This is a genomic window from Streptomyces sp. NPDC058045, assembly GCF_042885635.1.
GTDB lineage: Bacteria > Actinomycetota > Actinomycetes > Streptomycetales > Streptomycetaceae > Streptomyces.
The window spans coordinates 19,255-44,663 of sequence record NZ_JBHVRR010000023.1; the positions used below are offsets into that span (position 1 = coordinate 19,255).

At 71.9% G+C, this 25,409-nt stretch carries 28 protein-coding genes; 15 read left to right on the forward strand and 13 right to left on the reverse strand.

Annotated features, from left to right (window positions below; translation table 11 throughout):
- Positions 1-4: 4 nt before the first annotated feature.
- On the forward strand, positions 5-574 hold the full coding sequence (locus tag ACFVST_RS16200) for a 2'-5' RNA ligase family protein (protein ID WP_390151466.1): 570 nt from the start codon (positions 5-7) through the stop codon (positions 572-574).
- 19 nt (positions 575-593) lie between these two features.
- On the opposite strand, the gene ACFVST_RS16205 is transcribed toward ACFVST_RS16200, so the two are convergent.
- Together ACFVST_RS16205 and ACFVST_RS16210 are read right to left on the reverse strand one after the other, a co-directional pair.
- Positions 594-1,349, reverse strand: coding sequence for a decaprenylphospho-beta-D-erythro-pentofuranosid-2-ulose 2-reductase (locus tag ACFVST_RS16205; RefSeq protein ID WP_390151644.1), 756 nt, complete (start codon positions 1,347-1,349; stop codon positions 594-596).
- A 37-nt stretch (positions 1,350-1,386) separates the two neighbouring features.
- Positions 1,387-2,766, reverse strand: a complete 1,380-nt coding sequence (locus tag ACFVST_RS16210; RefSeq protein WP_390151468.1) for an FAD-binding protein — start codon at positions 2,764-2,766, stop codon at positions 1,387-1,389.
- Positions 2,767-2,974: 208 nt separating this feature from the next.
- Here ACFVST_RS16210 and ACFVST_RS16215 point away from each other — a divergent pair, with 208 nt between their 5' ends.
- The 4 genes from ACFVST_RS16215 to ACFVST_RS16230 are packed head-to-tail and all read left to right on the forward strand — an operon-like array spanning position 2,975 to position 6,006.
- Positions 2,975-3,529 (forward strand): phosphatase PAP2 family protein, encoded by a 555-nt coding sequence (locus ACFVST_RS16215; protein ID WP_390151471.1) that lies wholly within the window; start codon positions 2,975-2,977, stop codon positions 3,527-3,529.
- 43 nt (positions 3,530-3,572) lie between these two features.
- A complete protein-coding gene (locus ACFVST_RS16220) occupies positions 3,573-4,511 on the forward strand; it encodes a decaprenyl-phosphate phosphoribosyltransferase (protein ID WP_390151646.1) in 939 nt (312 codons plus the stop codon).
- A complete protein-coding gene (locus ACFVST_RS16225; protein ID WP_390151473.1) occupies positions 4,505-5,029 on the forward strand; it encodes a GtrA family protein in 525 nt (174 codons plus the stop codon). The genes ACFVST_RS16220 and ACFVST_RS16225 overlap by 7 nt, the downstream gene beginning before the upstream one ends.
- On the forward strand, positions 5,017-6,006 hold the full coding sequence (locus ACFVST_RS16230; RefSeq protein ID WP_390151476.1) for a YihY/virulence factor BrkB family protein: 990 nt from the start codon (positions 5,017-5,019) through the stop codon (positions 6,004-6,006). The genes ACFVST_RS16225 and ACFVST_RS16230 overlap by 13 nt, the downstream gene beginning before the upstream one ends.
- Here ACFVST_RS16230 and ACFVST_RS16235 read toward each other — a convergent pair.
- Positions 5,969-7,240: a D-alanyl-D-alanine carboxypeptidase family protein gene (locus ACFVST_RS16235; RefSeq protein WP_390151479.1), complete on the reverse strand. Its 1,272-nt coding sequence runs from the start codon at positions 7,238-7,240 to the stop codon at positions 5,969-5,971. The genes ACFVST_RS16230 and ACFVST_RS16235 overlap by 38 nt on opposite strands.
- Positions 7,241-7,358: 118 nt before the next feature.
- Here ACFVST_RS16235 and ACFVST_RS16240 point away from each other — a divergent pair, with 118 nt between their 5' ends.
- From ACFVST_RS16240 to ACFVST_RS16250, 3 genes are all read left to right on the forward strand, one after another.
- Positions 7,359-7,604, forward strand: a complete 246-nt coding sequence (locus tag ACFVST_RS16240) for an SCO4848 family membrane protein (RefSeq protein WP_390151481.1) — start codon at positions 7,359-7,361, stop codon at positions 7,602-7,604.
- Between the two features lie 101 nt (positions 7,605-7,705).
- Complete coding sequence (locus tag ACFVST_RS16245) at positions 7,706-9,001, forward strand: metallophosphoesterase (protein WP_390151484.1); 1,296 nt, start codon at positions 7,706-7,708, stop codon at positions 8,999-9,001.
- Positions 9,002-9,208: 207 nt separating this feature from the next.
- Complete coding sequence (locus ACFVST_RS16250) at positions 9,209-10,762, forward strand: ABC transporter substrate-binding protein (RefSeq protein WP_390151487.1); 1,554 nt, start codon at positions 9,209-9,211, stop codon at positions 10,760-10,762.
- Between the two features lie 363 nt (positions 10,763-11,125).
- Here the strand turns inward: ACFVST_RS16250 and ACFVST_RS16255 are convergent, their stop codons facing one another.
- Together ACFVST_RS16255 and ACFVST_RS16260 are read right to left on the reverse strand one after the other, a co-directional pair.
- Complete coding sequence (locus tag ACFVST_RS16255; protein ID WP_390151489.1) at positions 11,126-11,347, reverse strand: hypothetical protein; 222 nt, start codon at positions 11,345-11,347, stop codon at positions 11,126-11,128.
- A complete protein-coding gene (locus ACFVST_RS16260) occupies positions 11,344-11,556 on the reverse strand; it encodes a hypothetical protein (RefSeq protein ID WP_390151491.1) in 213 nt (70 codons plus the stop codon). The genes ACFVST_RS16255 and ACFVST_RS16260 overlap by 4 nt, the downstream gene beginning before the upstream one ends.
- 154 nt (positions 11,557-11,710) lie before the next feature.
- Between ACFVST_RS16260 and ACFVST_RS16265 the strand changes: the two genes are divergently transcribed.
- Together ACFVST_RS16265 and ACFVST_RS16270 are read left to right on the forward strand one after the other, a co-directional pair.
- The gene (locus tag ACFVST_RS16265) at positions 11,711-12,652 is read left to right on the forward strand and encodes a helix-turn-helix domain-containing protein (RefSeq protein ID WP_390151493.1); all 942 of its coding nucleotides are present in this window, start codon (positions 11,711-11,713) and stop codon (positions 12,650-12,652) included.
- A complete protein-coding gene (locus ACFVST_RS16270) occupies positions 12,642-12,836 on the forward strand; it encodes a DUF397 domain-containing protein (protein WP_390151496.1) in 195 nt (64 codons plus the stop codon). The genes ACFVST_RS16265 and ACFVST_RS16270 overlap by 11 nt, the downstream gene beginning before the upstream one ends.
- 78 nt (positions 12,837-12,914) lie before the next feature.
- On the opposite strand, the gene ACFVST_RS16275 is transcribed toward ACFVST_RS16270, so the two are convergent.
- The 5 genes from ACFVST_RS16275 to ACFVST_RS16295 all read right to left on the reverse strand — a co-directional run bounded on the left by ACFVST_RS16275 (position 12,915) and on the right by ACFVST_RS16295 (position 17,177).
- Entirely contained in the window at positions 12,915-13,673 is a 759-nt protein-coding gene (locus ACFVST_RS16275; RefSeq protein WP_390151499.1) for a succinate dehydrogenase iron-sulfur subunit, read from the reverse strand.
- Entirely contained in the window at positions 13,673-15,427 is a 1,755-nt protein-coding gene (gene sdhA / locus ACFVST_RS16280; RefSeq protein ID WP_390151502.1) for a succinate dehydrogenase flavoprotein subunit, read from the reverse strand. Before sdhA ends, ACFVST_RS16275 begins: the two co-directional genes overlap by 1 nt.
- Before the next feature lie 30 nt (positions 15,428-15,457).
- Entirely contained in the window at positions 15,458-15,937 is a 480-nt protein-coding gene (locus ACFVST_RS16285; protein ID WP_390151505.1) for a succinate dehydrogenase hydrophobic membrane anchor subunit, read from the reverse strand.
- A gap of 5 nt (positions 15,938-15,942) precedes the next feature.
- Positions 15,943-16,323: a succinate dehydrogenase, cytochrome b556 subunit gene (gene sdhC, locus ACFVST_RS16290; protein ID WP_390151508.1), complete on the reverse strand. Its 381-nt coding sequence runs from the start codon at positions 16,321-16,323 to the stop codon at positions 15,943-15,945.
- A 149-nt stretch (positions 16,324-16,472) separates the two neighbouring features.
- Positions 16,473-17,177 (reverse strand): 2-oxo-4-hydroxy-4-carboxy-5-ureidoimidazoline decarboxylase, encoded by a 705-nt coding sequence (locus tag ACFVST_RS16295; RefSeq protein WP_390151511.1) that lies wholly within the window; start codon positions 17,175-17,177, stop codon positions 16,473-16,475.
- Positions 17,178-17,423: 246 nt separating this feature from the next.
- Between ACFVST_RS16295 and ACFVST_RS16300 the strand changes: the two genes are divergently transcribed.
- The gene (locus ACFVST_RS16300) at positions 17,424-19,001 is read left to right on the forward strand and encodes a glycoside hydrolase family 20 protein (protein ID WP_390151514.1); all 1,578 of its coding nucleotides are present in this window, start codon (positions 17,424-17,426) and stop codon (positions 18,999-19,001) included.
- A 108-nt stretch (positions 19,002-19,109) separates the two neighbouring features.
- Complete coding sequence (locus ACFVST_RS16305; RefSeq protein ID WP_390151517.1) at positions 19,110-19,673, forward strand: hypothetical protein; 564 nt, start codon at positions 19,110-19,112, stop codon at positions 19,671-19,673.
- Between the two features lie 74 nt (positions 19,674-19,747).
- Here ACFVST_RS16305 and ACFVST_RS16310 read toward each other — a convergent pair whose 3' ends face one another.
- Both ACFVST_RS16310 and ACFVST_RS16315 read right to left on the reverse strand, forming a co-directional pair.
- Complete coding sequence (locus ACFVST_RS16310) at positions 19,748-20,227, reverse strand: hypothetical protein (protein ID WP_390151520.1); 480 nt, start codon at positions 20,225-20,227, stop codon at positions 19,748-19,750.
- Between the two features lie 218 nt (positions 20,228-20,445).
- Positions 20,446-21,198 (reverse strand): sulfite exporter TauE/SafE family protein, encoded by a 753-nt coding sequence (locus ACFVST_RS16315; protein WP_390151523.1) that lies wholly within the window; start codon positions 21,196-21,198, stop codon positions 20,446-20,448.
- A 208-nt stretch (positions 21,199-21,406) separates the two neighbouring features.
- Between ACFVST_RS16315 and ACFVST_RS16320 the strand changes: the two genes are divergently transcribed.
- From ACFVST_RS16320 to ACFVST_RS16330, 3 genes are all read left to right on the forward strand, one after another.
- Positions 21,407-22,000 carry a hypothetical protein gene (locus ACFVST_RS16320; protein ID WP_390151526.1) on the forward strand — a complete coding sequence of 198 codons (594 nt, stop codon included), beginning with the start codon at positions 21,407-21,409 and terminating at the stop codon, positions 21,998-22,000.
- Positions 22,001-22,120: 120 nt separating this feature from the next.
- Positions 22,121-22,732: an RNA polymerase sigma factor gene (locus tag ACFVST_RS16325; protein ID WP_390151529.1), complete on the forward strand. Its 612-nt coding sequence runs from the start codon at positions 22,121-22,123 to the stop codon at positions 22,730-22,732.
- Between the two features lie 178 nt (positions 22,733-22,910).
- Positions 22,911-23,921, forward strand: coding sequence for a hypothetical protein (locus ACFVST_RS16330; protein ID WP_390151532.1), 1,011 nt, complete (start codon positions 22,911-22,913; stop codon positions 23,919-23,921).
- A gap of 18 nt (positions 23,922-23,939) precedes the next feature.
- On the opposite strand, the gene ACFVST_RS16335 is transcribed toward ACFVST_RS16330, so the two are convergent.
- Positions 23,940-25,232 carry a DUF6177 family protein gene (locus ACFVST_RS16335; RefSeq protein WP_390151535.1) on the reverse strand — a complete coding sequence of 431 codons (1,293 nt, stop codon included), beginning with the start codon at positions 25,230-25,232 and terminating at the stop codon, positions 23,940-23,942.
- Positions 25,233-25,409 lie beyond the last annotated feature (177 nt).

Here is a 25,409-nt window from a genome sequence, read left to right on the forward strand (position 1 = left end):
CGACGTGGGGTCCGTAACGATCGGTGTGTCGATCGCGGTCCCGGAGCCGTACGGCAGCACGCTCCAGGCGCGCCGGGCGGGTTTCGGCGACCAGGCGGCCCACGGCATCCCGACGCACGTCACACTGCTGCCGCCCACCGAGACGGAACGGGCGGCGATCCCCGCCATCGAGGCCCACCTCCAGGGCGTCGCCGACGCGGAGCGGTGCTTCCCGATGCGGCTCGCGGGCACCGGCACCTTCCGCCCGGTGTCCCCGGTGGTCTTCGTCCGGGTCGCCGACGGGGCGGAGGCCTGCACCCGGCTCCAGGCCCAGGTCCGCGACCCGGCCGGCCCCGTCGCCCGCGAGCTGCTCTTCCCGTACCACCCGCATGTCACGGTGGCGCACGGGATCGACGAGGCGGCCATGGACCGGGCCTTCGAGGAGCTGTCGGGCTATGAGGCGGAGTGGCCGTGCACCGGCTTCTCCCTCTACGAGCAGGGCACGGACCTGGTCTGGCGCAAGCTGCGCGACTTCAGCTTCGGCGGCCTGGTGCCACCGCAGCCCGGCGCCTGCACCGCCCGCCTGCCCGCCTGAACGGTTCCGCCGCGGCCGTTCAGACCGGCAGGCGCCGGAAGAGCGGCCGCGGCAGATGGCGCACCGCGGACATCACCAGCCGGAGCCGCCCCGGCACCCACACCGTCTCCGCCCGCCGCCGCAGCCCGCTCTCCACGGCCTGCGCCACCGCCTGCGGAGTGGTCGCCATCGGCGCCTCGGGCAGCCCGGCCGTCATCCGGGACCGTACGAAGCCCGGCCGTACCACCAGGACGTGCACCCCGGTGCCGTGCAGGGCGTCGCCGAGGCCCTGGGCGAAGGCGTCCAGGCCGGCCTTGCTCGATCCGTAGATGAAGTTGGCGCGGCGGGCCCGCTCGCCGGCCACCGAGGAGAGCACCACCAGCGAACCGTGGCCCTGCTGCTGGAGCGCGGCCGCGCAGACCAGGCCGGCGGAGACCGCGCCGGTGTAGTTGGTCTGCGCGACGCGGACCGCGGCGGCCGGGTCGCTCTCGTCGTGCGCCTGGTCGCCGAGGACCCCGAAGGCCAGCAGCACCAGGTCCACATCGCCCTCCGCGAAGACCTTGCCGAGGGCGGCCTCGTGCCCCTCCGGGTCCAGTGCGTCGAAGTCCACGGTGTGCACCTCGGCGCCCAGCGCGCGCAGTTCCCCGGCGGCGGCCTCCAGGCCGGGGGAGGGGCGGCCGGCGAGCCATACGGTGCGGGTGCGGCGGGCGATCAGCCGGCGGGCGGTGGCCACGGCGATCTCGGAGGCGCCGCCGAGCACGAGCAGGGACTGGGGTGCGCCGAAGGCGTCCTTCACAGCGATCACGCTCCTGGTGGTGTGAGGTCTGGGTACGTCAGAGGCCGAGTCGGCGGGAGAGGTCCGAGGTGAAGACGCCGCGCGGGTCCAACTCGGCGCGCAGCTCCCGGAATCGGTCCAGCCGCGGATACATCGCGCCCAGCAGCTCGGGCCGCAGCCGGGCGTCCTTGGCGAGGTAGACCCGGCCGCCGGCCCCGGCCACCTCCTCGTCCAACTCGTCCAGGAAACCGCCGAGTCCGGGCATTCCGGCGGGGATGTCCAGGGCGAGGGTCCAGCCGGGGGAGGGGAACGACAGCCAGCCCGGGTCGGACTCGCCGAAGCGCTTGAGCACCGCGAGGAAGGACGGGCACCGCCGGTCCGAGATCCGCCGCACGATCCGCCTCAGCGCGTCCTGCCGCTCCTGCCCGACGACGAACTGGTACTGCACGAACCCGGCCCGCCCGTACACCCGGTTCCAGTGCGGTACGCCGTCCAGTGGGTGGAAGAAGGCGGTGAGGCGCTGGAGTTGGCCGCGCCTGAGCCGGGGCGCCCGCCGGTACCACAGCTCGTTGAAGAGGCCGACGGAGCCGCGGCCCAGCAGTCCGTCGGGCAACAGCTCGGGGGCGGCGGGGAGTTGGCCGGGGCGGAAGGCGAGGGGGGCGCGGCGGTGGCGGCGGGGCAGCGCGTCCAGGGGGGCGTGGTCGCCGCGGGTGAGGACGGCGCGGCCCAGGGCGGCGCCGCGGGCCAGCAGGTCGATCCAGGCGACGGAGTAGCGGTATCGGTGGTCGGTGGCGGTGAGCCGCGCCATCAAGTCGTCGAGGTCGGTGGCCCGTTCGGTGTCGACCGTCATGAACGAGGTCTGCACGGGCAGCAGCCGCACCACCGCGGTGAGCACCACTCCGGTCAGGCCCATACCGCCCGCGGTGGCGTCGAAGAGCGGGGTGCCGGGCTCCACGGTGCGCACCGTGCCGTCCGCGGTGAGCAGTTCGAAGGACTCGACGTGCCGACAGAAGGAGCCGGAGACATGGTGGTTCTTGCCGTGGATGTCGGCGCCGATGGCCCCGCCGACGGTGACATAGCGGGTGCCGGGGGTGACCGGTACGAACCAGCCGAGCGGCAGCAGCACCTCCATCAGCCGGTGCAGGCTCACCCCGGCGTCGCAGACCACGGTGCCCCCGGCGGCGTCGATGCGGTGGATGCGGTCCAGCCCGGTCATGTCGAGGACGCGGCCCCCGGCGTTCTGCGCGGCGTCCCCGTAGGCGCGGCCCAGGCCCCGGGCGATGCCGCCGCGCTCGCCCGCCGCCGCGCAGGCGCGTACCGCGTCGGCGGCTTCCTGATAGCTGCGGGGGCGGATCAGCCGGGCGGCGGTGGGGGCGGTGCGGCCCCAGCCGGTGACCGCCGCGAAGGGCTCGGGGGAGGGGGCGGTGTCGGCAGACATGACGGTGACCGTATCGCCGGATGTTGCCCCGCTTTGATACGTCTGTTGCTCTCTGGTGGATTACTCACCGGAATGGGTGGATCAACGGAGTGTCGGTCTATCGGATGGACAGCTTGTCCGCCTCGCCGTAGAAGAGTCGGCCCCCGGACCAGGCCCGCCGCGGACCACCGTGCGCGCGGCCGGACGAGGAAGGCGCCGAGCCAAGACCATGCACCAGGAGCGCACCCTGCGGGACCTCGACCACCGGCTGCTGGCCGCCGCACACGCCCACGGAGACCGCCCCCGGATCGCCGCCGCCGCCCGGATCCTCTCCCACAGCGGTGAACACGGCGCCCTCTGGCTCGCCGCCGGACTCACCGGCGCCGCCGCCGACCCGGCCCACCGCACCGCCTGGCTCCGCGGCACCGCCGTCACCGCCGGCGCCCACCTCGCCAGCATGGGCGTCAAACGCCTGGTGCGCCGACCCCGCCCGCACCGGGTGGCGCCCCGCGTCAGCACCGCGGGCCGGCACTCGTTCCCCAGCTCGCACGCCACCTCCGCGGCCGCCGCCGCCGTCGCCTGCGCCGCGCTGCGGCCCCCGGGGCTGTGCGCGGTCCTGCCGCTCGCCGCCGCCATGTGCCTGTCCCGGCTCGTCGTCGGCGTGCACTACCCCTCCGATGTCGCCGCCGGTGTGGCCCTCGGCGCGCTCACCGCGCGGCTCGGCGCCCGCTGGATGACCCGGCTCCCCACCGCGAAAGGCACCGACCGTGGCGCAGTTGCCTGACCGTTCCGTCCCGTTCCCGTCGCGTACCGGAGGCCGTACCGCGCTGCTGGAGCCGCCGGCGCCCGCGGGCACCGGGCCCGGCGGCCCGCGCCGCGGACCGCTCGGGACGGCACTGGGACTGCTGCGCACCGCACGCCCCCGCCAGTGGCCGAAGAACCTCCTGGTGGTCGCCGCGCCGGCCGCCGCGGGACGCCTCTTCTCCGTCCACGCGCTCACCCAACTCGCCCTGGTCTTCGCCCTGTTCACCGCCGCCTCGGCCGCCGTCTACCTGGTCAACGACGCCCGGGACGCCGAGGCCGACCGCGCCCACCCGGTCAAGCGCCGCCGTCCCGTCGCCGCCGGGCAGGTCCCCGTCCCCGCCGCCTACGCCACCGGGCTCGCCCTCGGCCTCGCCGCGCCGCTGGCCGCCGCCCTGCTCTGCGGCCCCGCCACCGTGGCCGTCCTCGCCGGCTACCTCGTGCTCCAGTACGCCTACTGCGTCAGCCTGAAACACGTCCTGGTGGTCGACCTCACCGTCGTCACCACCGGCTTCCTGCTGCGGGCCATGATCGGCGGGCTCGCCCTGGGCATCCCGCTGTCCCGCTGGTTCCTCATCACCACCGGCTTCGGCGCGCTCTTCATGGTCGCCGCCAAGCGGTACTCGGAAGCCGTGCAGATGGCCGGGCGGGCCGGCGCCACCCGCGCCCTGCTCACCGAGTACACCACCGGCTATCTGCGCTTCGTCTGGCAGCTCGCCGCCGGGGTGGCCGTCCTCGGCTACTGCCTGTGGGCCATGGAGAGCGGCGGCACCCCCGCCGGCGGCCTGCTGCCCTGGCGCCAGCTCTCCATGGTCGCCTTCACCCTCGCCGTACTGCGCTACGCCGTCTTCGCCGACCGCGGCACCGCGGGTGAACCGGAGGACGTCGTCCTGCACGACCGGGCGCTCGCCGTCATCGGCCTCCTCTGGCTCGGCCTCTACGGCCTCGCCGTCGCCAATTGGTGAGCCTCCTGAGACACCCCGCCCGCGGCGAACTCCTCGGCTTCGCCCTCGCCGGCGGCTGCGCCTACGCCGCCGACCTCGCCCTCTTCGTGCTGCTGCGCGGCCCCGCCGGACTCGACCCGCTCACCGCCAAGTCCCTCTCGTTCACGGCCGGTTGCGCCATCGCCTACGCCGGCAACTCGCTCGGCACCTACCGCGGTACCGCCGCCCGCGGCCCCGCCCTGCGCCGCTTCACCGTCTTCCTCGCGGTCAACGCGGCCGGCGCCCTCGTGCAGCTCCTGTGCCTGGCCGTCTCGCACTACGGGCTGGGCCTGACCTCGCCGCGGGCCGACACGGTGTCCGGTTCCGGCGTCGGTATGGCGCTCGCCACCGTGCTCCGCTTCTGGGGCACCCGCACCCTGGTCTTCGGCGGCCGTGGCGCCCGCCTCCCGGAATCCGCAGATCACAACTCCGACACTGATTGCCGTCCCGCAGGTGAGTCCGGGCCGGGAGGGGGCAGGCGCAGCTCATGGACTGGCTGAAAAATCTCCCCGTCGCCGGCCCGCTCGTGGAGCGGCTGATGACCACGCATCTCTGGCGGTCATACGAGCGGCTGGAGCGGGTGAAGTGGTCGCGGCTGGCCGCGGCCATGACCTTCATCAGCTTTGTCGCGCTCTTCCCGCTGATCACCGTGGCCGCCGCGGTCGCCGCCGCCACCCTCTCCAGCAGCGGCGAACGCAGGCTGGAGCAGAAGATCTCCGAGCAGGTCCCCGGTATCGCCGAGCAGCTCGACATCCAGGCCCTGGTGCAGAACGCGGGCACCGTCGGCGCCATCGCGGGCGCCGCCCTGCTCTTCACCGGCATCGGCTGGATCGGCTCCATGCGCGAGTGCCTGCGCGTCGTCTGGGAACTCCCCGAGGACCCCGGCAACCCGATCCTGCGCAAGGCCAAGGACGCCGTGGTGCTGCTCGGGCTCGGCGGTGCGGGCCTCGCCTCGGTGGTCGCCTCCGCCCTCGCCTCCAGCGCCGTGGGCTGGGGCGCCGACCTCCTCGGCCTCGACGAACAGGGCTGGGGCCGGGCCGCCCTGCGGGGAGTCGCCTTCGCCGCGGCCGTCCTCGCCGACTTCCTGGTCCTGCTCTACGTCCTCACCCTGCTGCCCCGGGTGGAGCCGAGGCGCCGCCAGTTGATCACCGCGGCCGTCCTCGGCGCCGTTGGCTTCGAACTGCTGAAACTCCTCATCGGCGGCTACATCAAGGGCATCGCCGCCCGCAGCATGTACGGCACCTTCGGGGTGCCGGTCGCCCTGCTGCTGTGGATCAACTTCACCGCCCGGCTGCTACTGTTCTGCGCCGCCTGGACCGCCGTCCCCGGCCGCGACGCCGAGGAACCCGAGCAAGACGGCGAAACCGAACCGGAACCGGACGGGGAACCCGGCCAGGACGCCCCGCCCGGTGGTGCCGGTACGGGCGGGGCGCACCGCTTCAGGCCCGGCGACGGCGCAGCGGCCAGCGGCGGTTGACCAGCCAGGCGCCCGCCGCCAGCACCACCAGCGCCCCGCCGGCGATGCCCAGCGCCACCCCGGCCCCACCGGACCCGTGCCCCGCCTGGACGACCGACTTGCCACCGGCGCCGCTGTCCTTCTTCCCGCCGCCGTCCTTGCCGTCCGTGCCGTCCTGGGGCCCGGAGCCAGGCCCGGCGGCGCCCTTCGGCGGGACCAGGCTGCCGACCGGCTGCGCCTTCCCGGACGCCTTGAAGCCCCAGTCCAGCAGGCGGGCGGCCTCCTGGTAGACGCCGTGGCTCTCCACGGAGTCCGGATGCATCACCGTCACCAGCAGCACCCGCCCATCGCGTTCCGCGACCCCGGTGAAGGTGGCGCCCGCGTTGGTGGTGTTGCCGTTCTTGACCCCGGCGATGCCCTTGTACGGGTCGAGGCCGTAGTCGCCGGTCATCAGCCGGTTGGTGTTCTGGATCTCGAAACTGCCGCGCTGGGTGCCCTTCTTGGTCTTCTTCGTCTCCCCGGGGAACTTCGCCCGCGCCGTGGAGCAGTACTCCCGGAAGTCCTTGTTCTGCAACCCGGACCGCGCGAACAGTGTCAGGTCGTAGGCCGAGGACACCTGGCCCTTCTCGTCGTAGCCGTCGGGGGTGACCACGGTGGTGTCGCGGGCCTGGAGCGCGTCCGCCTTCTGCTGCATGTCCCGCACCGTCTTGGGGACGCCGCCGTTCATCGCGGCCAGGACGTGCACCGCGTCGTTCCCGGACCGGAGGAAGACCCCCAGCCACAGGTCGTGCACGGTGTACGTCTCCTTCTCCTTCACCCCGACCAGGCTGGAGCCGGCGCCCATGCCCGCCAGGTCGGCCGACTCCACCCGGTGCTTCTCGTCCCGGTCGAAGCGGGGCAGCAGGGTGTCGGCGAAGAGCATCTTCAGGGTGGAGGCGGGCGCCAGCTTCCAGTGCGCGTTGTGCGCCGCCAGCACCTGCCCCGACTCGGCGTCCGACACGATCCAGGAGCGCGCCGTGACCTTCTTCGGCAGCACGGGGGCGCCGGCCCCCAGATCGACCTGGGTACCGGGCTGCCCGAGCCGGGCGCCGCCCACCTCCGACATATGGGCGGGCGGCCGAAGCGGGCCGGCGGGCGCACCGTCGGCCGCGGCGGGCCCGGCGGTCGCCAGGGGGAGCAGTACGGAGCCGGAGGCGAGCAGCGCGGCTATCGCCCGGCGATGGCGGGCGAGCGGGGACACAGTGGAGGGAGGCACGGACGGAAAAATACCGGCACTCGCTGTGCGCCCGGACCCCGAGGTGGCCGAATGACCGCGCCCCGGGGCCGCACCCCCCGACCGGGAAGCGCGGCCGGGCCCCCACGATACTGGACCCATGAAGCTCAGCCGCCCCGTGTCCTGGTTCCTGCTCGCCTTCGGGGTGTGGAGTTGGGTCATCTGGATCACTTTCGTGAAAAATCTATGGAAGGACGGCAGCGGGCTCGCCTTCGACGACGCGGGCGATCCCACCGCGTACTTCTGGGTCCACCTGCTGCTCGCCGTCGTCTCGTTTGTCTTGGGGACGGTGGTCGGGGCCATCGGGTTCCGCGGAGTGCGGGCCCTGCGACGAAGCCCGCGGTGACCGGCCCGCCCGGCGCCGACCGCGCACAGGTGACGGGCCGGGCGAAGTCGGGCGGATCGAACTCGGTTGTATCGAGGACGGGTTGAGGGGAGAGGCGGCGGATGGTCGTCGTGGCGGTTGTGGTGGGTCTGGTGGTGCTGGCGGTGTTCGCCGCGCTGCACCGCTATCTGTGGCGGCGGGTGGTGGGCGACACCCTGCGCCCCGGCTCGGCCGCCCGGCGGGCCGGTACCGCCGTCTTCTGGGCGGGGCCGCTGCTGCTGCTCGCCACCCTCGTCGGCGGCCGTACCGGGATGCCGTTCCGGTTGCAGCAGGTACTCGCCTGGCCCGGCTTCCTCTGGCTGGCCTTCGTCCTGTACCTGCTGTTCGCGGTCCTGGTCGGGGAGGCCGTACGGCCGCTGCTGCGGCGGGTGTTGGAGCGGCGGGCAGGGGCGGCGGGTGCCGGGGCCGAGGAGCCTGCGGTGCACGCCGAGTCCGCTGAGTCCGCGGAGGTGGCGGTCGCCGGGGCCGACGGTGCCGAGGTCTCCGAGGGGGCCACCGCCGTCGCCACGCTGGCCGTGCCGGGGGCCGGGGGTCCCTCGCGGCGTCTCTTCGTCTCCCGGATCGTGGGCACCGCGGCCGTGGCCGCCGCCGCTGGGACCGTGGGCGCTGGGGCGTACGGGGTGCTCAACGGGCCCTCGGTGAAGCGGATCACGGTGCCGCTGGCCAAACTGCCGCGGTCCGCGCACGGCTTCCGGATCGCCGTGGTCAGCGACATCCACCTCGGGCCCGCCCTCGGCCGCGGCTTCGCCCGCCGGGTGGTGGACACCGTCAACTCGACCCGGCCCGATCTGATCGCCGTCGTCGGTGACCTGGTGGACGGCGATGTGAAGGACCTGGGCCCGGCCGCCGAGCCCCTCGCCGGACTGGAGGCCCGGCACGGCGCGTACTTCGTCACCGGGAACCACGAGTACTTCTCCGGCGCCGCCCAGTGGGTCCAGAAGGTCCGCGAACTCGGCCTGCACCCGCTGGAGAACGCCCGTACCGAACTCCCCGGCTTCGACCTCGCCGGGGTCAACGACGTGGCGGGCGAGAGCGAGGGCCAGGGCCCCGACTTCGCCCGCGCCCTCGGGGACCGGGACCGCGGCCGCGCCTCCGTCCTCCTCGCCCACCAGCCGGTCGTCATCGACCAGGCCGTCGAGTACGGGGTGGACCTCCAGCTCTCCGGGCACACCCACGGCGGGCAGCTCTGGCCGGGCAACTACCTGGCGGCGCTGGCCAATCCGACGGTGGCCGGTCTGGAGCGGTACGGCGACACCCAGCTCTATGTGACGCGGGGCGCCGGGGCCTGGGGTCCGCCGGTGCGGGTGGGCGCGCCCTCCGACATCACCGTGGTCCAACTGGCCTCCCGCCAGACCTGAACGCCCGCCCCCTCCCGAGGCGCCCGCCTTGCCTCAACTCCCCCTGCCCGCAACCCGGTTGGCGGCTGTCACCGTACCCGTACCTTTTGCCACCAGGTGCGACATAGCTGTGAGCCTGGTCTCACCTGCGGCTTCTTCGTGAAATTCCCCCTTCCTTCCTGCAAAAGGGGTGTGGTTGAGTTTGCGCGTTACCGGGGAGGGGCGCGGATGCGGTCTGTTCGCAAACGGATCATCGTTGTACTGGCGGCACTCGCCGTCGTCGCCGTGGGCGGCTGGCAGTTGCTGCCTTCCGATCACCAGGACGGCCGTGCCATCACCGTCGGCACCACCGACACCATCACCTCGCTCGACCCGGCCGGTGCCTATGACGCCGGTTCCTGGGCGCTGTTCAGCAATGTCTTCCAGTCGCTGCTGACCTTCGAGCCGGACGGGGTGGAGCCGGTGCCGGACGCCGCCCGCCGCTGCGGCTTCCAGGGCAGCGAACTGACCACCTACCGCTGCGAGTTGCGCACCGGGCCGGCCTTCCCGAGCGGCCGGAAGATGACCGCCGCCGATGTGAAGTTCTCCTTCGACCGGCTGCGGGCCATCAACGCCAAGGTGGGCCCGGCGCCCCTCTTCTCCGGCCTGGACCGGGTGGACGCCGACGGCGGCACCGTCACCTTCCACCTCAAGCACCCCGACGCGACCTTCCCGTTCAAGCTGGCCACCGGCGCCGGCTCCATCGTGGACCGCACCATCTACCCGGCCGGCAAGCTCCGCACCGGCCGCACCGTGGACGGCACCGGCGTCTACCGGCTGGACTCCTACCGCCCCGGCACCTCCGCCACCCTCAAGCCGAACAGCGGCTACCGGGGCGCCGCCGAGCGGGCCGGACACGCCGCGGTACTGCGCTACTACGGCGACTCCGCGGCGCTCGACGCGGCCTGGAAGGGCAAGCGGGTCGACGTCGCCACCCGCACCCTCTCGCCCGGACTGCTCGCCGGAGCGGACGCGGCTGACAAGAACGCCCGGGTCACCACCAGCGACAGCGCCGAGACCCGCAATCTCTACCTCAACGTCCGTTCCGGCTCGCCCTTCCACGACCGCCGGGTACGGGAGGCGCTGGCCCGGCTCATCGACCGGGACCGGCTCGGCGGCACCGTCTACCGGGGCACCGTCGAGCCCCTCTACTCGCTGGTGCCGCGCGGCCTCATCGGCCACACCACCGCCTTCTTCGACGCCTACCAGCGGCCCGACCGGAAGAAGGCCGAGGCCCTGCTGCGCGACGCCGGTGTGAAGACCCCGGTCCGCTTCTCCTTCGGCTACGGCAAGGGCGTCGCCCCCCAGGCCGAGGCCACCGAACTGGCCCGCCAGCTCAACGCCTCCGGCCTCTTCCGGATGGAGCCCAAGGGCTACGAGTGGACCGACTTCCAGCACCGGTACGCCGCCGGCAAGCTCGACGCCTACGCGGTGGGCTGGGTCGCCGACTTCCCCGACCCGGACACCTTCACCGACCAACTCGTCGGCAGCGGCGCCGCCATGAAGAACGGCTACAGCAGCCACCAGGTCGACACCCTGATCACCGACACCCAGCGGTACGCCGACCGCAGCCGCATCACCGCCCAACTCCGCACCCTGCAGCGGACGGTGGCCCACGATGTGCCGCTGATCCCGCTCTGGCAGCGCAAGGACTACGTGCTCTCCACCGAGGACGTCACCGGCGGCCAGTACCTCTCGGACGGCACCGGAGTCTTCCGGCTGTGGCGCCTCCACCGCCTCTGACCCGAGCCCGCCCCCGCCCGGTCCGGCCGTGAACTGCCGCCGCCGCAGCGGGAATTGACGAAGGCCCCGCCTCCTTGGCGAATTCCAGGGGGCTTCTGCGTCCCGGGGAGAGGCCCGGGTGATGAAGCCGGGAGCCTGGGACAGGACTCAGGGTCTCACGCCGTGGCGACGCCAAATAGAAAAGGAGCCCCGGCCGTCTCGCGGGGGACGAGAATCGGCCGGGGCTCAGGGACCACCCCCGCAGGTGCTGGACTACGGGGGCGGTGGTTCAGGGGGAGGCTCGGAAAATCAGCACGACCACCAGAGCGCAGCTCCCGATGATCGAGCTAGCGAAGATGGGTCCGGCGTAGCTGGCGAGCCGCTTCACGGGAAGCCGATGATCGAGTTGTGATTGACCTGCGCCAGCTTCGCCTTCAGCAGTTCGGGCTTCTTCGGGGGGCGCAAGCTCTTCATCTCGGCCCACCACTCGCAGCCGCCCCTTGGGGGACGCAACGCGACGCGCGCGCCCATGATGTCCATGACCTCGCCAACCTTGCTGCTGGCTTCGTCGTAGACGAAGGAGTGGACCTCCGGATTCTCGATCACGGCTGTTTCGCTCCCCTGCTGATGACCTCGGCCAACCGGAGCGCGATGTCCGGCCGGATCCGGCCGAGTTCCACCAGTGGCTGGTCGTAGGTGAAGGCGCCGAAATCGACGCCGAGGGAGGGGATGGTGACCGCGGCGCGGTCCAGAGCTCCCCGTAGCTCCTTTACGGCGGCCTCGGAGTCCTCGGCGGTCCAGTGTTCCCCCTGCATCGCAGCCCCTTTCGACGTATGCGACGTCGGCCTGAGTGACCAACTGCCGCTGTAAATAGATCTGTTGACAGAGCGAGTAACTACCTCGTTGCTGTCTGCGAAGTAGGATGCACCCGGAGACGGTTCCATGCAAGTGCACGAGTCGTGAACGTGCATGAAAGTGGCGACAGTGGTGGGCGCCGGTAGAGGGGTGGCAGACTATGGACCTGCACTCGCAACCTGGGAGGTTCTGTTGGCAGGCAGTCCAACCGTGCTGAGGCGGCGGCTTGGCACTGAGCTGCGCAAGATGCGTCAGTCCAATGACATGACTGCTGCTCAGGTGGCCAAGGCGCTGGGGTGGTCCGAGTCGAAGGTCTCCCGGATTGAGAGTGGTAAGTCCCCGCTCTCCGACCAGGACGCTCAACTTCTTCTCGCACGCTACGGAGTTGAGGACCCCCAGGACGTCCGCCAGTTCATTTCGCTGGCCCGCAGGAGCCGCCAAAATGGCTGGTGGCATAGCTACGGAGAGGCGCTTCCGGACTGGCTTAAGCCGTATCTAGGATTCGAGTCGGACGCAGCGTCGATCTGGACCTACCAGACTGAGCTGGTGCCCGGCTTGTTTCAGACTGAGGGCTACGCACGAGCTGTCATCGGGTCGATGAATCCAGAGTTGTCGGCCGACGAAGTGGAAGTCCGTGCAAGTGCACGAGTGCAGCGTCAGGAGATCCTGACCAACGAAGACCCGCCCCGCGTGTGGGCGATCGTCAATGAAGCCGTCATCCGGCGCGTTGTCGGGTCGAATGACGTCATGTCTGAGCAGCTACAGGTCCTTGCCGATGTAGCCGAATCCCTCCCAACGGTCACGGTCCAGGTGCTGCCCTTCGATGCTGGTAGCCATGTGGCTATGGGGTACAGCTTCTCGTACCTGTCCTTCGAAGACGTGCCCGGGTCTATCGCATACTCGGAGGGACCCACCAGCGCTACGTACCTGGACAAAGACTCAGACCTGACTCGTCATGCCGAGATCTTTCAGCGTCTGGTGGCCTCCTCCGAGAGGCCAGAAAAATCAATCGAACTGATCAGAACCGTTGCAGAGGACTACCGCCATGCAGGATAACGACCTGACCTTCTACAAGAGCAGCTACAGCAATGGGGCTGGGGAGTGCATCGAGGTTGCCGCCACCGTGGCCGGTAAGGCATTCCGTGACTCCAAGGACCTCTCCGTCGGCGTGGCCTTCATGTCCTCGGCCGGCTGGCAGGCATTTATCGAGAGCGTCAAGGAAGGCTCCCTCGGCGTCTAGGCGCAGCGCATGGCCCCGCCCCCCTTGCGAAAGGGAGGCGGGGCCTTCGCACGGCCTCGGGGCGGTCGCCCCCGGAGGTCAGAAGCGCCGCGTGATCAGCGCGCGCTTCACCTCCTGGATGGCCTTGGTGACCTGGATACCGCGCGGGCAGGCGTCCGTGCAGTTGAACGTGGTGCGGCAACGCCACACGCCGTCCTTGTCGTTGAGGATCTCCAGCCGCTGCTCACCGGCCTCGTCACGCGAGTCGAAGATGAAGCGGTGCGCGTTGACGATGGCGGCCGGACCGAAGTACTGGCCGTCGTTCCAGAACACCGGGCACGAGGAGGTGCACGCGGCGCACAGGATGCACTTGGTGGTGTCGTCGAAGCGCTCGCGCTCCTCGGCGGTCTGGTGCCGCTCCCGCGTCGGCTCGTTGCCGGTGGTGACGAGGAAGGGCATCACATCGCGGTAGGCCTGGAAGAACGGCTCCATGTCCACCACCAGGTCCTTGAGGACGGCGAGGCCCTTGATGGGCTCGACGGTGATGGGCTTCTCCGGGTTGATGTCCTTCAGCAGCGTCTTGCACGCCAGCCGGTTGCGGCCGTTGATGCGCATCGCGTCGGAGCCGCAGATGCCGTGCGCGCAGGAACGCCGGAAGGTCAGCGTCCCGTCCAGCTCCCACTTGATCTTGTGGAGGGCGTCCAGGACGCGCTCCTTGGGGTCCATCTCCAGCCGGAAGTCCTCCCATACGGCCTCCGCGGAGACCTCCGGGTTGAACCGGCGGACGCGGACGGTGACCGTGATGAGGTGCGAGGACGTGGAGTCGGCCTCCAGCTTGTCCAGGGTCGGGGTAGCCATCAGTACTTACGCTCCATCGGCTGGTAGCGGGTCTGCACGACCGGCTTGTAGTCGAGACGGATGGACTCGGTGCCGTCGTCGCCGACCTCGCGGTACGCCATGGTGTGGCGCATGAAGTTGACGTCGTCGCGGTTGGGGAAGTCCTCGCGGTAGTGGCCGCCGCGGGACTCCTTGCGGGCGAGCGCGGACACCGCCATCACCTCGGCCAGGTCGAGCAGGTTGCCCAGCTCGATGGCCTCCAGCAGGTCGGTGTTGAACCGCCTGCCCTTGTCCTGGACCGAGATGTTCCGGTACCGCTCGCGCAGCTCGCCGATCTTCTCCACGGCCGTCTTGATGGTCTGCTCGGTGCGGAACACCATCACATTGGCGTCCATGCACTCCTGCAGCTCGGTGCGGATCACGGCGACCCGCTCGGTGCCGGTCGAGTCGCGCAGCATCTCGACCCGCTCCTCGACGAACTTCGCCGGGTCCTCGGGCAGTTCGACGAAGTCCGCCTTCTCGGCGTACTCGGCGGCGGCGATACCGGAGCGGCGCCCGAACACGTTGATGTCCAGGAGGGAGTTGGTGCCGAGTCGGTTGGCGCCGTGCACCGACACACAGGCCACCTCGCCGGCCGCGTACAGGCCCGGCACCACGGTGGTGTTGTCGGCGAGGACCTCGCCCTCGACGTTGGTGGGGATGCCGCCCATGGCGTAGTGCGCGGTGGGCTGGATCGGGATCGGGTCGGTGTACGGCTCGATCCCGAGATAGGTCCGCGCGAACTCGGTGATGTCGGGCAGCTTCGCGTCGAGCTGCTCCGGCGGCAGGTGCGTGAGGTCCAGATAGACGTGGTCGCCGTCGGGGCCGCAGCCGCGGCCCTCGCGGATCTCCGTGTAGATGGAGCGGGAGACCACGTCGCGGGAGGCCAGATCCTTCATGACGGGCGCGTACTTCTCCATGAAGCGCTCGCCGTCCTTGTTGCGCAGGATGCCGCCCTCGCCGCGGGCGCCCTCGGTGAGCAGGATGCCCATCCGCCAGATGCCCGTGGGGTGGAACTGGAAGAACTCCATGTCCTCCAGCGGCAGTCCGCGCCGGTAGCAGGCGGCCTGCCCGTCACCGGTGAGGGTGTGCGCGTTGGACGTCACCTTGAAGAACTTGCCGGTGCCGCCGGAGGCGTAGATCACGGCCTTGGCCTGGAAGATGTGGATCTCGCCGGTGGCCAGCTCGTAGGCGACCACCCCGGCGGAGTGCTTCACCCCGTCGACCTCGGTGATCAACTGGTCCAGGACATAGAACTCGTTGAAGAACTCCACGCCCTCCTTGACGCACGCCTGGTACAGCGTCTGGAGGATCATGTGGCCGGTGCGGTCGGCCGCGTAGCAGGAGCGGCGGACCGGGGCCTCGCCGTGGTTGCGGGTGTGCCCGCCGAAGCGGCGCTGGTCGATGGTGCCGTCCGGGGTGCGGTTGAACGGCAGGCCCATCTTCTCCAGGTCGAGGACGGAGTCGATGGCCTCCTTCGCCAGGATCTCGGCGGCGTCCTGGTCGACCAGATAGTCGCCGCCCTTGATGGTGTCGAAGGTGTGCCACTCCCAGTTGTCCTCCTCCACGTTGGCCAGCGCGGCGGCCATACCGCCCTGCGCGGCGCCCGTGTGGGAGCGGGTGGGGTAGAGCTTGGTCAGTACGGCGGTGCGGCTGCGCTTCGTCGCCTCGATGGCGGCGCGCATACCGGCGCCGCCGGCGCCGACGATGACGGTGTCGTACTTGTGGATCTTCATGGATACCTCGGTCCCTCTTATCCCCGGCGTCTAGCGGATGTTCGGGTCGAAGGTGAAGATCACCAGCGTGCCCAGCAGGACGGTGAACACCGTGGCGGTGTAGAGCAGGCCCTTCAGCCACAGGCGCGTGCTCGTGTGCTCCGCGTAGTCGTTGACGACGGTACGCAGGCCGTTGGCGCCGTGCAGCATGGCGAGCCACAGCATGGCCAGGTCCCAGACCTGCCACCAGGGGTTGGCCCAGCGGCCGGCCACGAAGGCGAAGCCGATCTTGGTCACGCCGCCGTCCAGCACCAACTGGATGACGAGGTGGCCGATGACCAGGACGACCAGCACGATGCCGGACAGCCGCATGAACAGCCAGGCGTACAACTCGAAGTTGCCCCGGGTGGTCTTGGGCGTCTTCTCGGTGCGCTTGCGCGGGGGCTCGATGACGGGCGCCGGGTTGTCGGGCCCGTACGACTGGCCTTCGACGGGGCCGATGCCGGAGTTGGCGGAGACTTCAGTGGACATCTGCCTCAGCTCCCGAAGAGTTCGCGGACCACGTGGCCGAGGACCGGGTACAGCGCCCCGAGCATCAGCACGAGCCAGATACCGACCACGGTCCAGAGCATCTGCTTCTGGTAGCGCGCGCCCTGGGACCAGAAGTCGACGGCGATCACACGCAGGCCGTTGAGCGCGTGGAAGAGGACCGCGGCGACGAGGCCGTACTCCAGCAGCCCGACGATCGGCGTCTTGTAGCTGGCCACGACCTTGTCGTAGGCCTCGGGTGAGACACGGACAAGAGCGGTGTCCAGTACGTGTACGAACAGGAAGAAGAAGATGAGGACGCCGGTGACTCGGTGAGCCACCCAGGACCACATTCCTTCCCGGCCGCGGTACAGCGTTCCAGCCGGCACGGAAGAACCCTCCGGGAGCGGGGATTGGGGCCGCGCCGGCTTCTCTGTCGGTCGGGCCCGGCCGGGTACGGTCCACCGGCCCCGGCCATCGTAGCGACGTGTTCTCGCAACGTTGCGCCGGGGGTCCGGTGGTGTGATCAAACAGGCGGTCAAACGGGCACGTACAGGCTATCCGGGCGATCTGAATCCGCCGGTTCGTACCGTTTCGGGGGAAGTGATCCGCCCGGTGGGACGGGCGCGGAGCTGGGCTCGGACAGCAGGCGGCGGAGCCGGCCCAGCGCCACCCGGCGCAGCTCCTCTCCCGCCAGTGCCCGTTCCTTCTCCGCATCGTTGTCCATGCGTGACCGGATCCCGGTCAGTACCTGGTCCAGTGCCTCCCGCGGCGCGTAGTCGTCCAGGCACATCACGAAGGCGTAGCCGAAGGTGCTCTCGTACCGGGCGTGGGCCGCGCTGAGCGCCGTGTGCGCTACGGGCTGACCCGCTCCCGGCGGCAGTGCCAGCGCCTCCCGGCCCAGGGCCTCGGTGAGTTCGGCGGGACTCAGGTCGTAGGCGGCCTCTTCGGCGGCGGCGAGCAGTGCTTCCAGATCCGGGTAGGGCCGGTGGGCGGCGACCCGGCGGGCCCACCGCAGGCTGGCGCAGCAGCCGAGGAGGGTGGCCTGCGCGGTGGAGTCGGCGGCCGCGTTGAACCCGTCGAGCCCCGGCGTGCGCGGGGCGGTGAGGCCCTGGGCCGGTATCGCGGGGCGGGGGCGGTGCGCGGGCAGCGTGACTCCAGGGTGCGGGATCGGTAAGGGGTGGCGGGGAAGCGGATGGGGAAACCGTAGCGAGCCGGGGCGGCCGCTGTCCGACGTCTGCACGAATTTCACCCGTACGGGAGAGTTTCAACCGAGGTGGTGGACGTCAAGCCGTCCTGCTCGTGGCCCCGGTTCGCGGCGTGCGCGCCCGCGGGCTTAGGTTCGCGGCGTCGGCCACCGCCGAAGTCCGACCCCCGCAGGACCCCGACTGGAGGCGCACGTGATGCGAGCAGACGCCACCGCCCGACCGCAGGACGGCCGTGACCCGGGCCGTTCTGCCGGCCGCCCGGCCGGGGCGGGTGAGGGCCGGTGAGGCGCCCCGCGATCGTGGCCTCCGCGGTGGTCGTGGTGGCCGCCGCGGCCGGCATCTCCTACGCGGTCTGGCCCGAGGGGGACGGCGGCGGGGACCGCGCCTCCGACCGGGCCACCGTCTCCTCCCCGCAGGCCTCGCCGTCCCCGACCCGCTCCTATCCGCTGTCGAAGGCGCCCCAGACGATCCCCGCGGTCCGCGAGCACACCGCGGCCCGCGGCCCCGGCTGGAAGCCGGCCGGCGGCCGGGTCGTGGTCTCCGACGGGACGCTCGCCGACGAGGGCAGGCTGCTGGCCGGTGAGCTGAAGCTGACGTACGGCGGGCAGGCCAAGGCCGGTGCCGGGGATGTGGAGTTGGCGCTCGACCCGAAGGTGACGGGCGGCGAGGCGTACTCGATGTCGGTGGCCGGGGGGCAGGTGCGGATCACCGGCAGCACCGGCACCGGTGTCTTCTACGGCACCCGCACCCTCAAGCAGGAGGTGCACGGCGGCGGCACCGCCCCGGAGGGCGTGGTGAACGACCGGCCGGCGAAGCAGCGGCGCGGAATGATGCTGGACATCGCGCGCAAGACGTACAGCGAGAGCTGGATCGAGGACCGCATCCGGGAGCTGGGCGACCTCAAGTTCAACGAGCTGGGGCTGCACTTCTCCGACGACCAGGGCTTCCGTATCGAGTCCAGTTCGCATCCGGAGATCGTCTCCAAGGACCATCTCACCAAGGCGCAGGTGCGGTCGCTGGTGAAGCTGGCGCAGAGCCGGCACATCCAGATCGTGCCGGAGATCGACTCGCCGGGGCACCTCGGAGCGGTCATCGACGCCCACCCCGAACTCCGGTTGCGCAGCACCTCCGGCAGCGTCATCCGCGGCGCCGTGGACATCTCCAAACCGGCCGCCGGCGCCCTCGTCGACGATCTGCTGAAGGAGTACGAGGGACTCTTCCCCGGCACCCAGTGGCATCTGGGCGGCGACGAGTACGCGGCGCTGATGGTGCAGAACCCGGCCGCGTCCTTCCCCCAACTGACCGCGGCGGCCCACCAGAAGTACGGGCCGAACGGCACCATCGAGGATCTGGCGACCGGCTGGCTCAACGACCGGGCCAAGGCCATGGCCCCGTCCAAGCGCTCGCTGCGCGCCTGGAACGACGGCTTCTTCCGCGGCACCTCGGTCAAGGCCGACCCGAAGCTGAACGTGGCGTACTGGACCGGAAAGGAGATCGGGGCGCGGCAGCCCACCGAGTATCTGGCCGAGGGCCGGGACGTGGTCAACTACAACGACGAGTTCATGTACTACGTCCTCGGCCAGCCGCAGACCTTCGTCTACCCCACCGGTGAGCGGATCTACAAGCAGTGGGGCCCGCGGGTGCTGCGCGACACGACGGCGGTGCCGGCCAAGTACGACCGGCAGATCCTCGGCGGGAGCTTCGCGATCTGGGGCGACATCCCGAACGCGCAGACCCAGGCCCAGGTGGCGGCCGGGATCCGGATGCCGCTGCGGGCCACCGTCCAGAAGCTGTGGGACCCGGGGCCACCCGCCCTGACCTGGGCGCAGTTCAGCGCACTGGCGCAGCGCCTGGGGTGAGCGGCCACCCCCTCTCGGCGCACAGAGCCACCGGACAGTGACGTTCCGGTGGCTCTGTGCGCAGGAAGGGACGGGCCGGGGCCGCTCCCGGCGTGGGAGGCAGCCGCGATGAATCTGGTCGAACTGGTCGAGAACGCCGGGCCGTTGGAGCTGGCCGCGAGTGGTCTCGGCTGCCTGGACCGCTGTGCGCCACTGCTCGGCGGCGAGGAGGAACTGCGGCCGCTGTGGACCTCGCTGGCCGAAGGTGGCGCGGACTGGACGGCCCGGCTCGCCGAGGCCCGTACCGCTCTCTTGGCCGCGGTCCCGGCCGAGGCGCCGCAGGCCGCGGTGGACGCCGCCCGGACCATGCTCGCCGGAGCCCCCGCCAGTCTTGAAGGGGCCGCGGGGGACGGGGAGTTGGCCGAGTGGGCCGGCGGGTGCTCGGTCGCCGTGCTGGAGGTGCACCGGGTGCTGGACCGGGTCGGCGGGTCGGGGCCGGTGGCGGAGTGGCGGGCCGGCCGTACCGAGGGGATGCCGATGCTGGCCGCCGCCGAACTCCGCCGCCAGCAGCAGATCCTGCGCCTCCTCGCCGAGCAGGGCACCGCCGGGCTGCGGCCCGCACTGGCGCTCACCGTCGAGGGCCGCCGCGTCCTGCGCGCCGCCCTCTCCCGCCGCGCCCGCACCCGCCCCTGACCCCGGGAATCCTCAACACCCGTACGGCCGGGCCCCGTTGACCCGGGACCCGGCCGTACGCGGTGGGGCTGCGCTCAGGGGGTTAGGGTGGCGCCGAGGTGGGCGCCGGCCGGGGCGCCCAGGGTGCCGCGGCTCATGGTGATCGCGCCCGACACCGAGACCCCGCCGCTGCCGCTGCCGAGATATGCCAGCAGCCCGTTCCCGTCGTCCTCGCCGCCCGCCGCGCGGTACCGGACCTGCGCCGTGCCGTCGAGTCGCTGCTCCGGGTCGGCCCAGGTGACCAGAACCGCGCTGAAGCGGTCGGTGCCGTGCCGGTCCAGGCCCTCGCGGTGCGCGCCCCGGCTCTGGAGCCGCAGACTGTGCACCGCCGCCTCGCGCGCCGCGACCCCGTCGTGCGGCGCGTCCCCGGACGGCCCCGCCATCGCGTAGGTGGCGGCCCCGGCCCCTCCCAGCAGCACCGCGCCGAGCGTGATCCAGGTCCTGCGCCGCAGGCGCAGCGGCCAGTACGCGTGCGACGTCGCGGAACGCGCCCTGCGTGAGTCACGCGGGCTCATGCCCCACCCCTCGCTGTGATCCGCGGAAAGTCCGGCCCCGCCCACGAGCGGTCCGCGACCGGCCGGAATCGGCCAGTCCGTGATGTCCAGCGCGCCCGTCCGACCGGACATCACCCCAGGCACCTGTGACCCGCGTCACGGCGGAAAGAGTTGTACGGCGGCGCCACCTCGTGACCCGACCGCAATCGGGCCCGATGCCTCCGCGCCCGCCCGAGCGGTCAGGCCGTGACGAGATGGACCACGGCCACCACGCCGATCACCACCACCGTGGCCCGCAGCACCGCGGGCGGCAGCCGCCGGCCCACCTTCGCCCCGATCACCCCGCCGACCGTGGAACTCACCGCGAGCACCGCCACCACCGCCCAGTCGACCGGCGCCACCACCGCGTAGATCGCCCCCGCGACCACGTTCACGATGCTGCCCAGCACGTTCTTGAAGGCGTTCAGCCGCTGCAACGGATCCGTCAGCATCAGGCCCATCGCGCCGACCAGCATGATGCCCTGGGCCGCGGTGAAGTAGCCGCCGTAGACGCCGATGAGGAACACCAGCAGATACAGCCCGAACCCGGTCCGGCCGTCGCCCTCCGAGCGGCGCCGCAGCCTGCCCGCGATCAGCGGCTGCACCGCCACCAGCAGCACCGACATCCCCACCAGCGCCGGCACCACCGCCTCGAACGCCCCCGGCGGCAGCAGAAGCAGCAGCGCGCTCCCGCCGATCGCGCCGAGGAACGAGGCCGCCCCGTAGCGCATCAGCCGGTCGCGCTGCCCGGTCAGTTCGCCGCGGTAGCCGTAGGCGCCGGTGATGCTGCCGCCGATCAGCCCGATGGCGTTGGAGGTGGTCGCCGTCACCGGCGGATAGCCCAGTGCCACCAGCACCGGGAACGTGACCAGCGTGCCCGACCCGACCACCGTGTTGATCCCGCCGGCCCACACCCCCGCCAGGGAGATCCACACCAAGTGTTCCGCCGTCATGGTCGACAACCTTCGCCGTCCCCCCTCTCGCGCACAACGCCTACTGGTTGTGCGGCGGGTCACTCAGGGGGAGTGCAGGACTCATCCGCCCTCGTGAGGAAGGGGTGTGACGTTCCATCAAGGTTTGACGCTGAGCGGGGTGTGAGGTGGCGGAAGGGGCGGTGAAGCTGTGTCGGTGGAGTTTCTGGAGCGGGCTCTGCCCGCTTTAGTGAAACTGGGCAGAGCCCGGGACGAGGCGGTCGGCAGCGGGAGAAGGGCCAGAGCCCGCGGCGTATCGCACGGCGCCGCGCTCGTACGGGTACGGGTGCCGGACGCCCAACAGGGCCCGGTCGACTGGCCGTTGATAGAACGCGCCCTGGACACCCCGCTCCCCGGCGACTACGTGGACCTGGTCCACCGCTACCACGGCCTGGTCATAGACGACTGGCTGGGCGTCCGGATGCCCCGCCCCGGCAGCGAGCGGTACTACGTCGAGGGCATCCTCAGTTGCCTGGACGCGCTGGACCGGGCCCGCCGCGACGGCAGAGCGGGCGGCCACATCCCGTATCCGGGGCCGGGCGGGCTGCTGCCGTGGGGCGGTTCGCTGGACGGCGCCACCTTCTACTGGCGGACCTCCCCGGCCGGTCCGGAACGCTGGACCGTAGTGGTGCAGGCGGCGGGCGGCGAGTGGGACGAGGTGCCGCGCAACCTCACCGGCTGCCTCGCCGGACTCGTCCTCGGCGACATCCGCCCGCAGGGCCTGCCGCCCTACTTCCCGGCCCCCGATCCCTCCGTCTCCGTGGACCCGGCCTGGCGCCCGTAGTGCGCCCTCCCGTACAGTTCCGGGCGATTCGGCTGTGACGCTTCCGTGCGATGCGCCGCTGATGACCATGGAAGGCGGCACGGTGTGACCTGTGCCATGACGGCGTGCAGGGGAACGGGGTTGGGCAGCGGAGGCGGGTCCCGGCGCCCGAAGGCGTCCGACGAGGAACTGGGCGCCGCCGTGGCGCGGGCGCAGCAGGGCGACGAGACCGCGTTCGCGGTCGCGTACCGGCTGGTGCAGCCCGCGCTGCTGGGCTATCTGCGCGGCATCGTCGGCGAGGAGGCCGAGGACGTCGCCTCGGACGCCTGGCTGGAAATCGCCCGCGATCTGGGGAGGTTCCGCGGGGACGGCGCCGGATTCCGCGGCTGGACCGCCACCATCGCCCGCCACCGCGCCCTGGACCATCTGCGCCGCCAGAAGGTCAGACCGCGGCCCACCGCCCTGGAGCAGGACCTGCTGGAACTGCCGGGCACCTACAACACCCCCGACCAGGTCTTCGAGGCGCTCTCCACCGAGCAGGCCCTCGCCCTGATCGCCACGCTGCCCGCCGACCAGGCGGAGGCGGTGCTGCTGCGGGTGGTCGTCGGACTCGACGGCCCCGCCGCGGCCCGCGTCCTCGGCAAGCGCCCGGGCGCGGTACGCACCGCGGCGCACCGGGGACTGAAACGGCTCGCGCAGCGGCTGCGGACGCCGGGTGTGACGGATGACGGCTCGGGGACGCTGGGGCAGTGAGATGGACCAGAACTTCTGCGGGGGCCGCCCGGACGGCCCGGACGATGCGTACGGCACGGCCGGCGCGTATGGCGCGCACGGCGGTGACGGTTCCGCGGGCGCGGGTGACACTACGGCCGGTGCTGGGGCGGGTGCCCGGGGTTCGGGCGGTGCCTTCGATCCGGGTGAGGAGCGGGCGGTGGCCGCGTTCCGGGAGGCCCGGGACAGCGGTGCGCACCGCGCACGCCCCCGCCGCCGGGACGACTGGCGGCCCCGCCCCCACCCGCGTCTCCTGCCGCCGCTCTCGGTGAAGGGTGTGGTGGGCGGTGTGCTCGCCGCGGCCACCGCGGGCGGAGTCGCCATGGCCGCCATCGGCGTACCGCCCGCCCTCCACCACGACCGCCCGCACGCCTCCGCCACCCCCAGCCCCACCGGCCGAGCCCCCGGCTCCGCGGAAGCCGACCGCGGCTCCGAGTCCCCCGAGGGCACCCCGTCCGAGGGTGACCGCCACAGTCGTGGGGCCGGCCGCGGCCGCAGTGAGGAGGCCCTGTGCCGGGCCTATCTGCGGGCCGCGGGCAAGGGCACCCCGGGCAAGGGCACCCCGGGCAACGGCCCGCCCTCCGACGCCCCCGGCAAGCGCAAGGGCGCCGACGGCACGGGCGCACAGGGCAAGGGCCTCGGCCACGGCGCCTGGAAGCGGCTGGTCGGCGCGGCCGGCGGCGAGAAGCACGTCGACTCCTACTGCGCCGGCCTCACCGCCACCGGCAACGGCAGGTCGGAAAGCGGCTCCGGGCACGGCCACGACGCCCCCGGCACCCGGGGCCAGGGCGACAACTCCGGAAACGGCAAGCGCGGCGGCAAGTCCGGCGACAACGGCAAGAGCGACGACGGCAACGGCGACGACTCCGACGGCAACGCCGACTCCGGCGGAAACGGCAACGGCAACGCCAACTCCGGTGGCAACGGAAACGCCGAATCCGGCGGCAGCGGGAACGGCAACTCCGGTGGCAACGGAAACGCCGAATCCGGCGGCAGCGGGAACGGCAACGGCAACGCCGAATCCGGCGGGAACGGCGACGGCAACGGCGACTCCGGCGGCAAGTCCGGCGGCGGCAACGGCGGAGCCGGCAACGGCAAGGACGAGGGCGGCAGTTCGGGCGGCAACGGCGGTGGCACGTCCGAGGACACCGGCGGCCAGGGCGACAACTGAACCGCCCCCGCCCCCTCCTTATCGCCGGGCGCGGTGGAGATGCCGGTCGATCCGGGCGAGACGCTCCCGGGCCGAGGGATCGGTGCCGTCCCCCAGGCCGAAGTGCAGCGCGGGACGCCCGGCCGGCCCGAGCGCGACCGGCGCCGTCTCGACCGGTGCCTCCCGTACGTACGCCGCGCCGAGTCCCGCCACCGCCTCGGAACCGAGGGTCAGGGAGACCGGTACCGGCGGCGGCTCGTAGCTGGCCGGGACGGTCAAGTCGGCGCGCGCGCAACGTAGTTCGGCGACCATGGTGGCCAGGTCGCGGCGGACGGCCAGCACCTCGGCCAACTCGGGCAGCGCACCGATCGGAGGGCACTCACCGGCCGCGTAGCCGAGAGACAGCGCGATGTGCTCCTCCACCCCGGCCCGGGTGTGCGCGATACGCACGGTGGCGAGCGCCGGACGGTCGGGAGTGCCGACGGCGACCAGCCAGGTCGGCCGCGACTCCCGCGCCCTGGCCCGCGCCAGCTCCGTCAACTGCCGTGCCGACCAAGGCGAGTTGACCGGCTCCGCAGTACCCCAACCGGCCGGCGGCGCACCGGTCAGCACCCGCCACGCATCGGCCAGAGCCTCCCCCAGGACGAGGTCCCCGGTCGCGGGACGCACGGTGCGCAGCGACACCCGCAACTGCCGCTCCTCCAGGACACCCGCCTCGGGCCGAAAGGCATCAGCGGTCCGCGGCCCACCATCATCGTCATCCAGCACGTGCGCGAACTGCCCATCCCTCCAACGGAGTTCGGCCCCGGTACGCCCGTCGCGGTAACCACACCGCGGATCCGAGACGACCCAGCGGGCAGGCATCTGCCGCAGCACGGTGCTGGTGGGAAGGGTGAGCCGGGTGCCGGGCGGCGTGACCACACACAACTCGCGCCCGCTCTCGCCCACGGTCCGGATCACATCGGTCAACAGGGTCGTGGTGGCGACGACAGGACGATCCTGGACGACGACGGCCGCCCGCTCCGTGACCAGGTCGACCCCCGGATGCCCGGTGCCCTCCTGGCCCTCCCCGTCCGGGACCACCACCACATCGGTGTGCGCGGCCTCACCCGGCCACGTCGTACCCCCCACCAGCACGGCCAGCCGCCCGGCCACAGACCCCGCAAGCCGCAACGCCCCCTCGACCCCCGCAGCCGCCCGCACCTCCGTCCACCACACGGCCCCACCCACCCCAACCCCCAGCAGCCGCCCCACCTCCCCCTCCACCTGCACCAACCGCGGCGCCTCCACCGACACCACCACCCGCCCCCCATCCGCACAGAGCTCCACCACACCCCCACCCCCCACCCCCCGAACCCGAACCTCACTCCCACCCGCATAAAACGCCGCCAACAACTCCTCCGTGCCCGGCATACGAGGCGTGAGCGCTATTACGTCGTGGGTCATGGGGGTGGATGCTTTCTGTTGTGCGGGGGGCTTCGGGACGCGTCAGATTCTGTACGTGAGGTC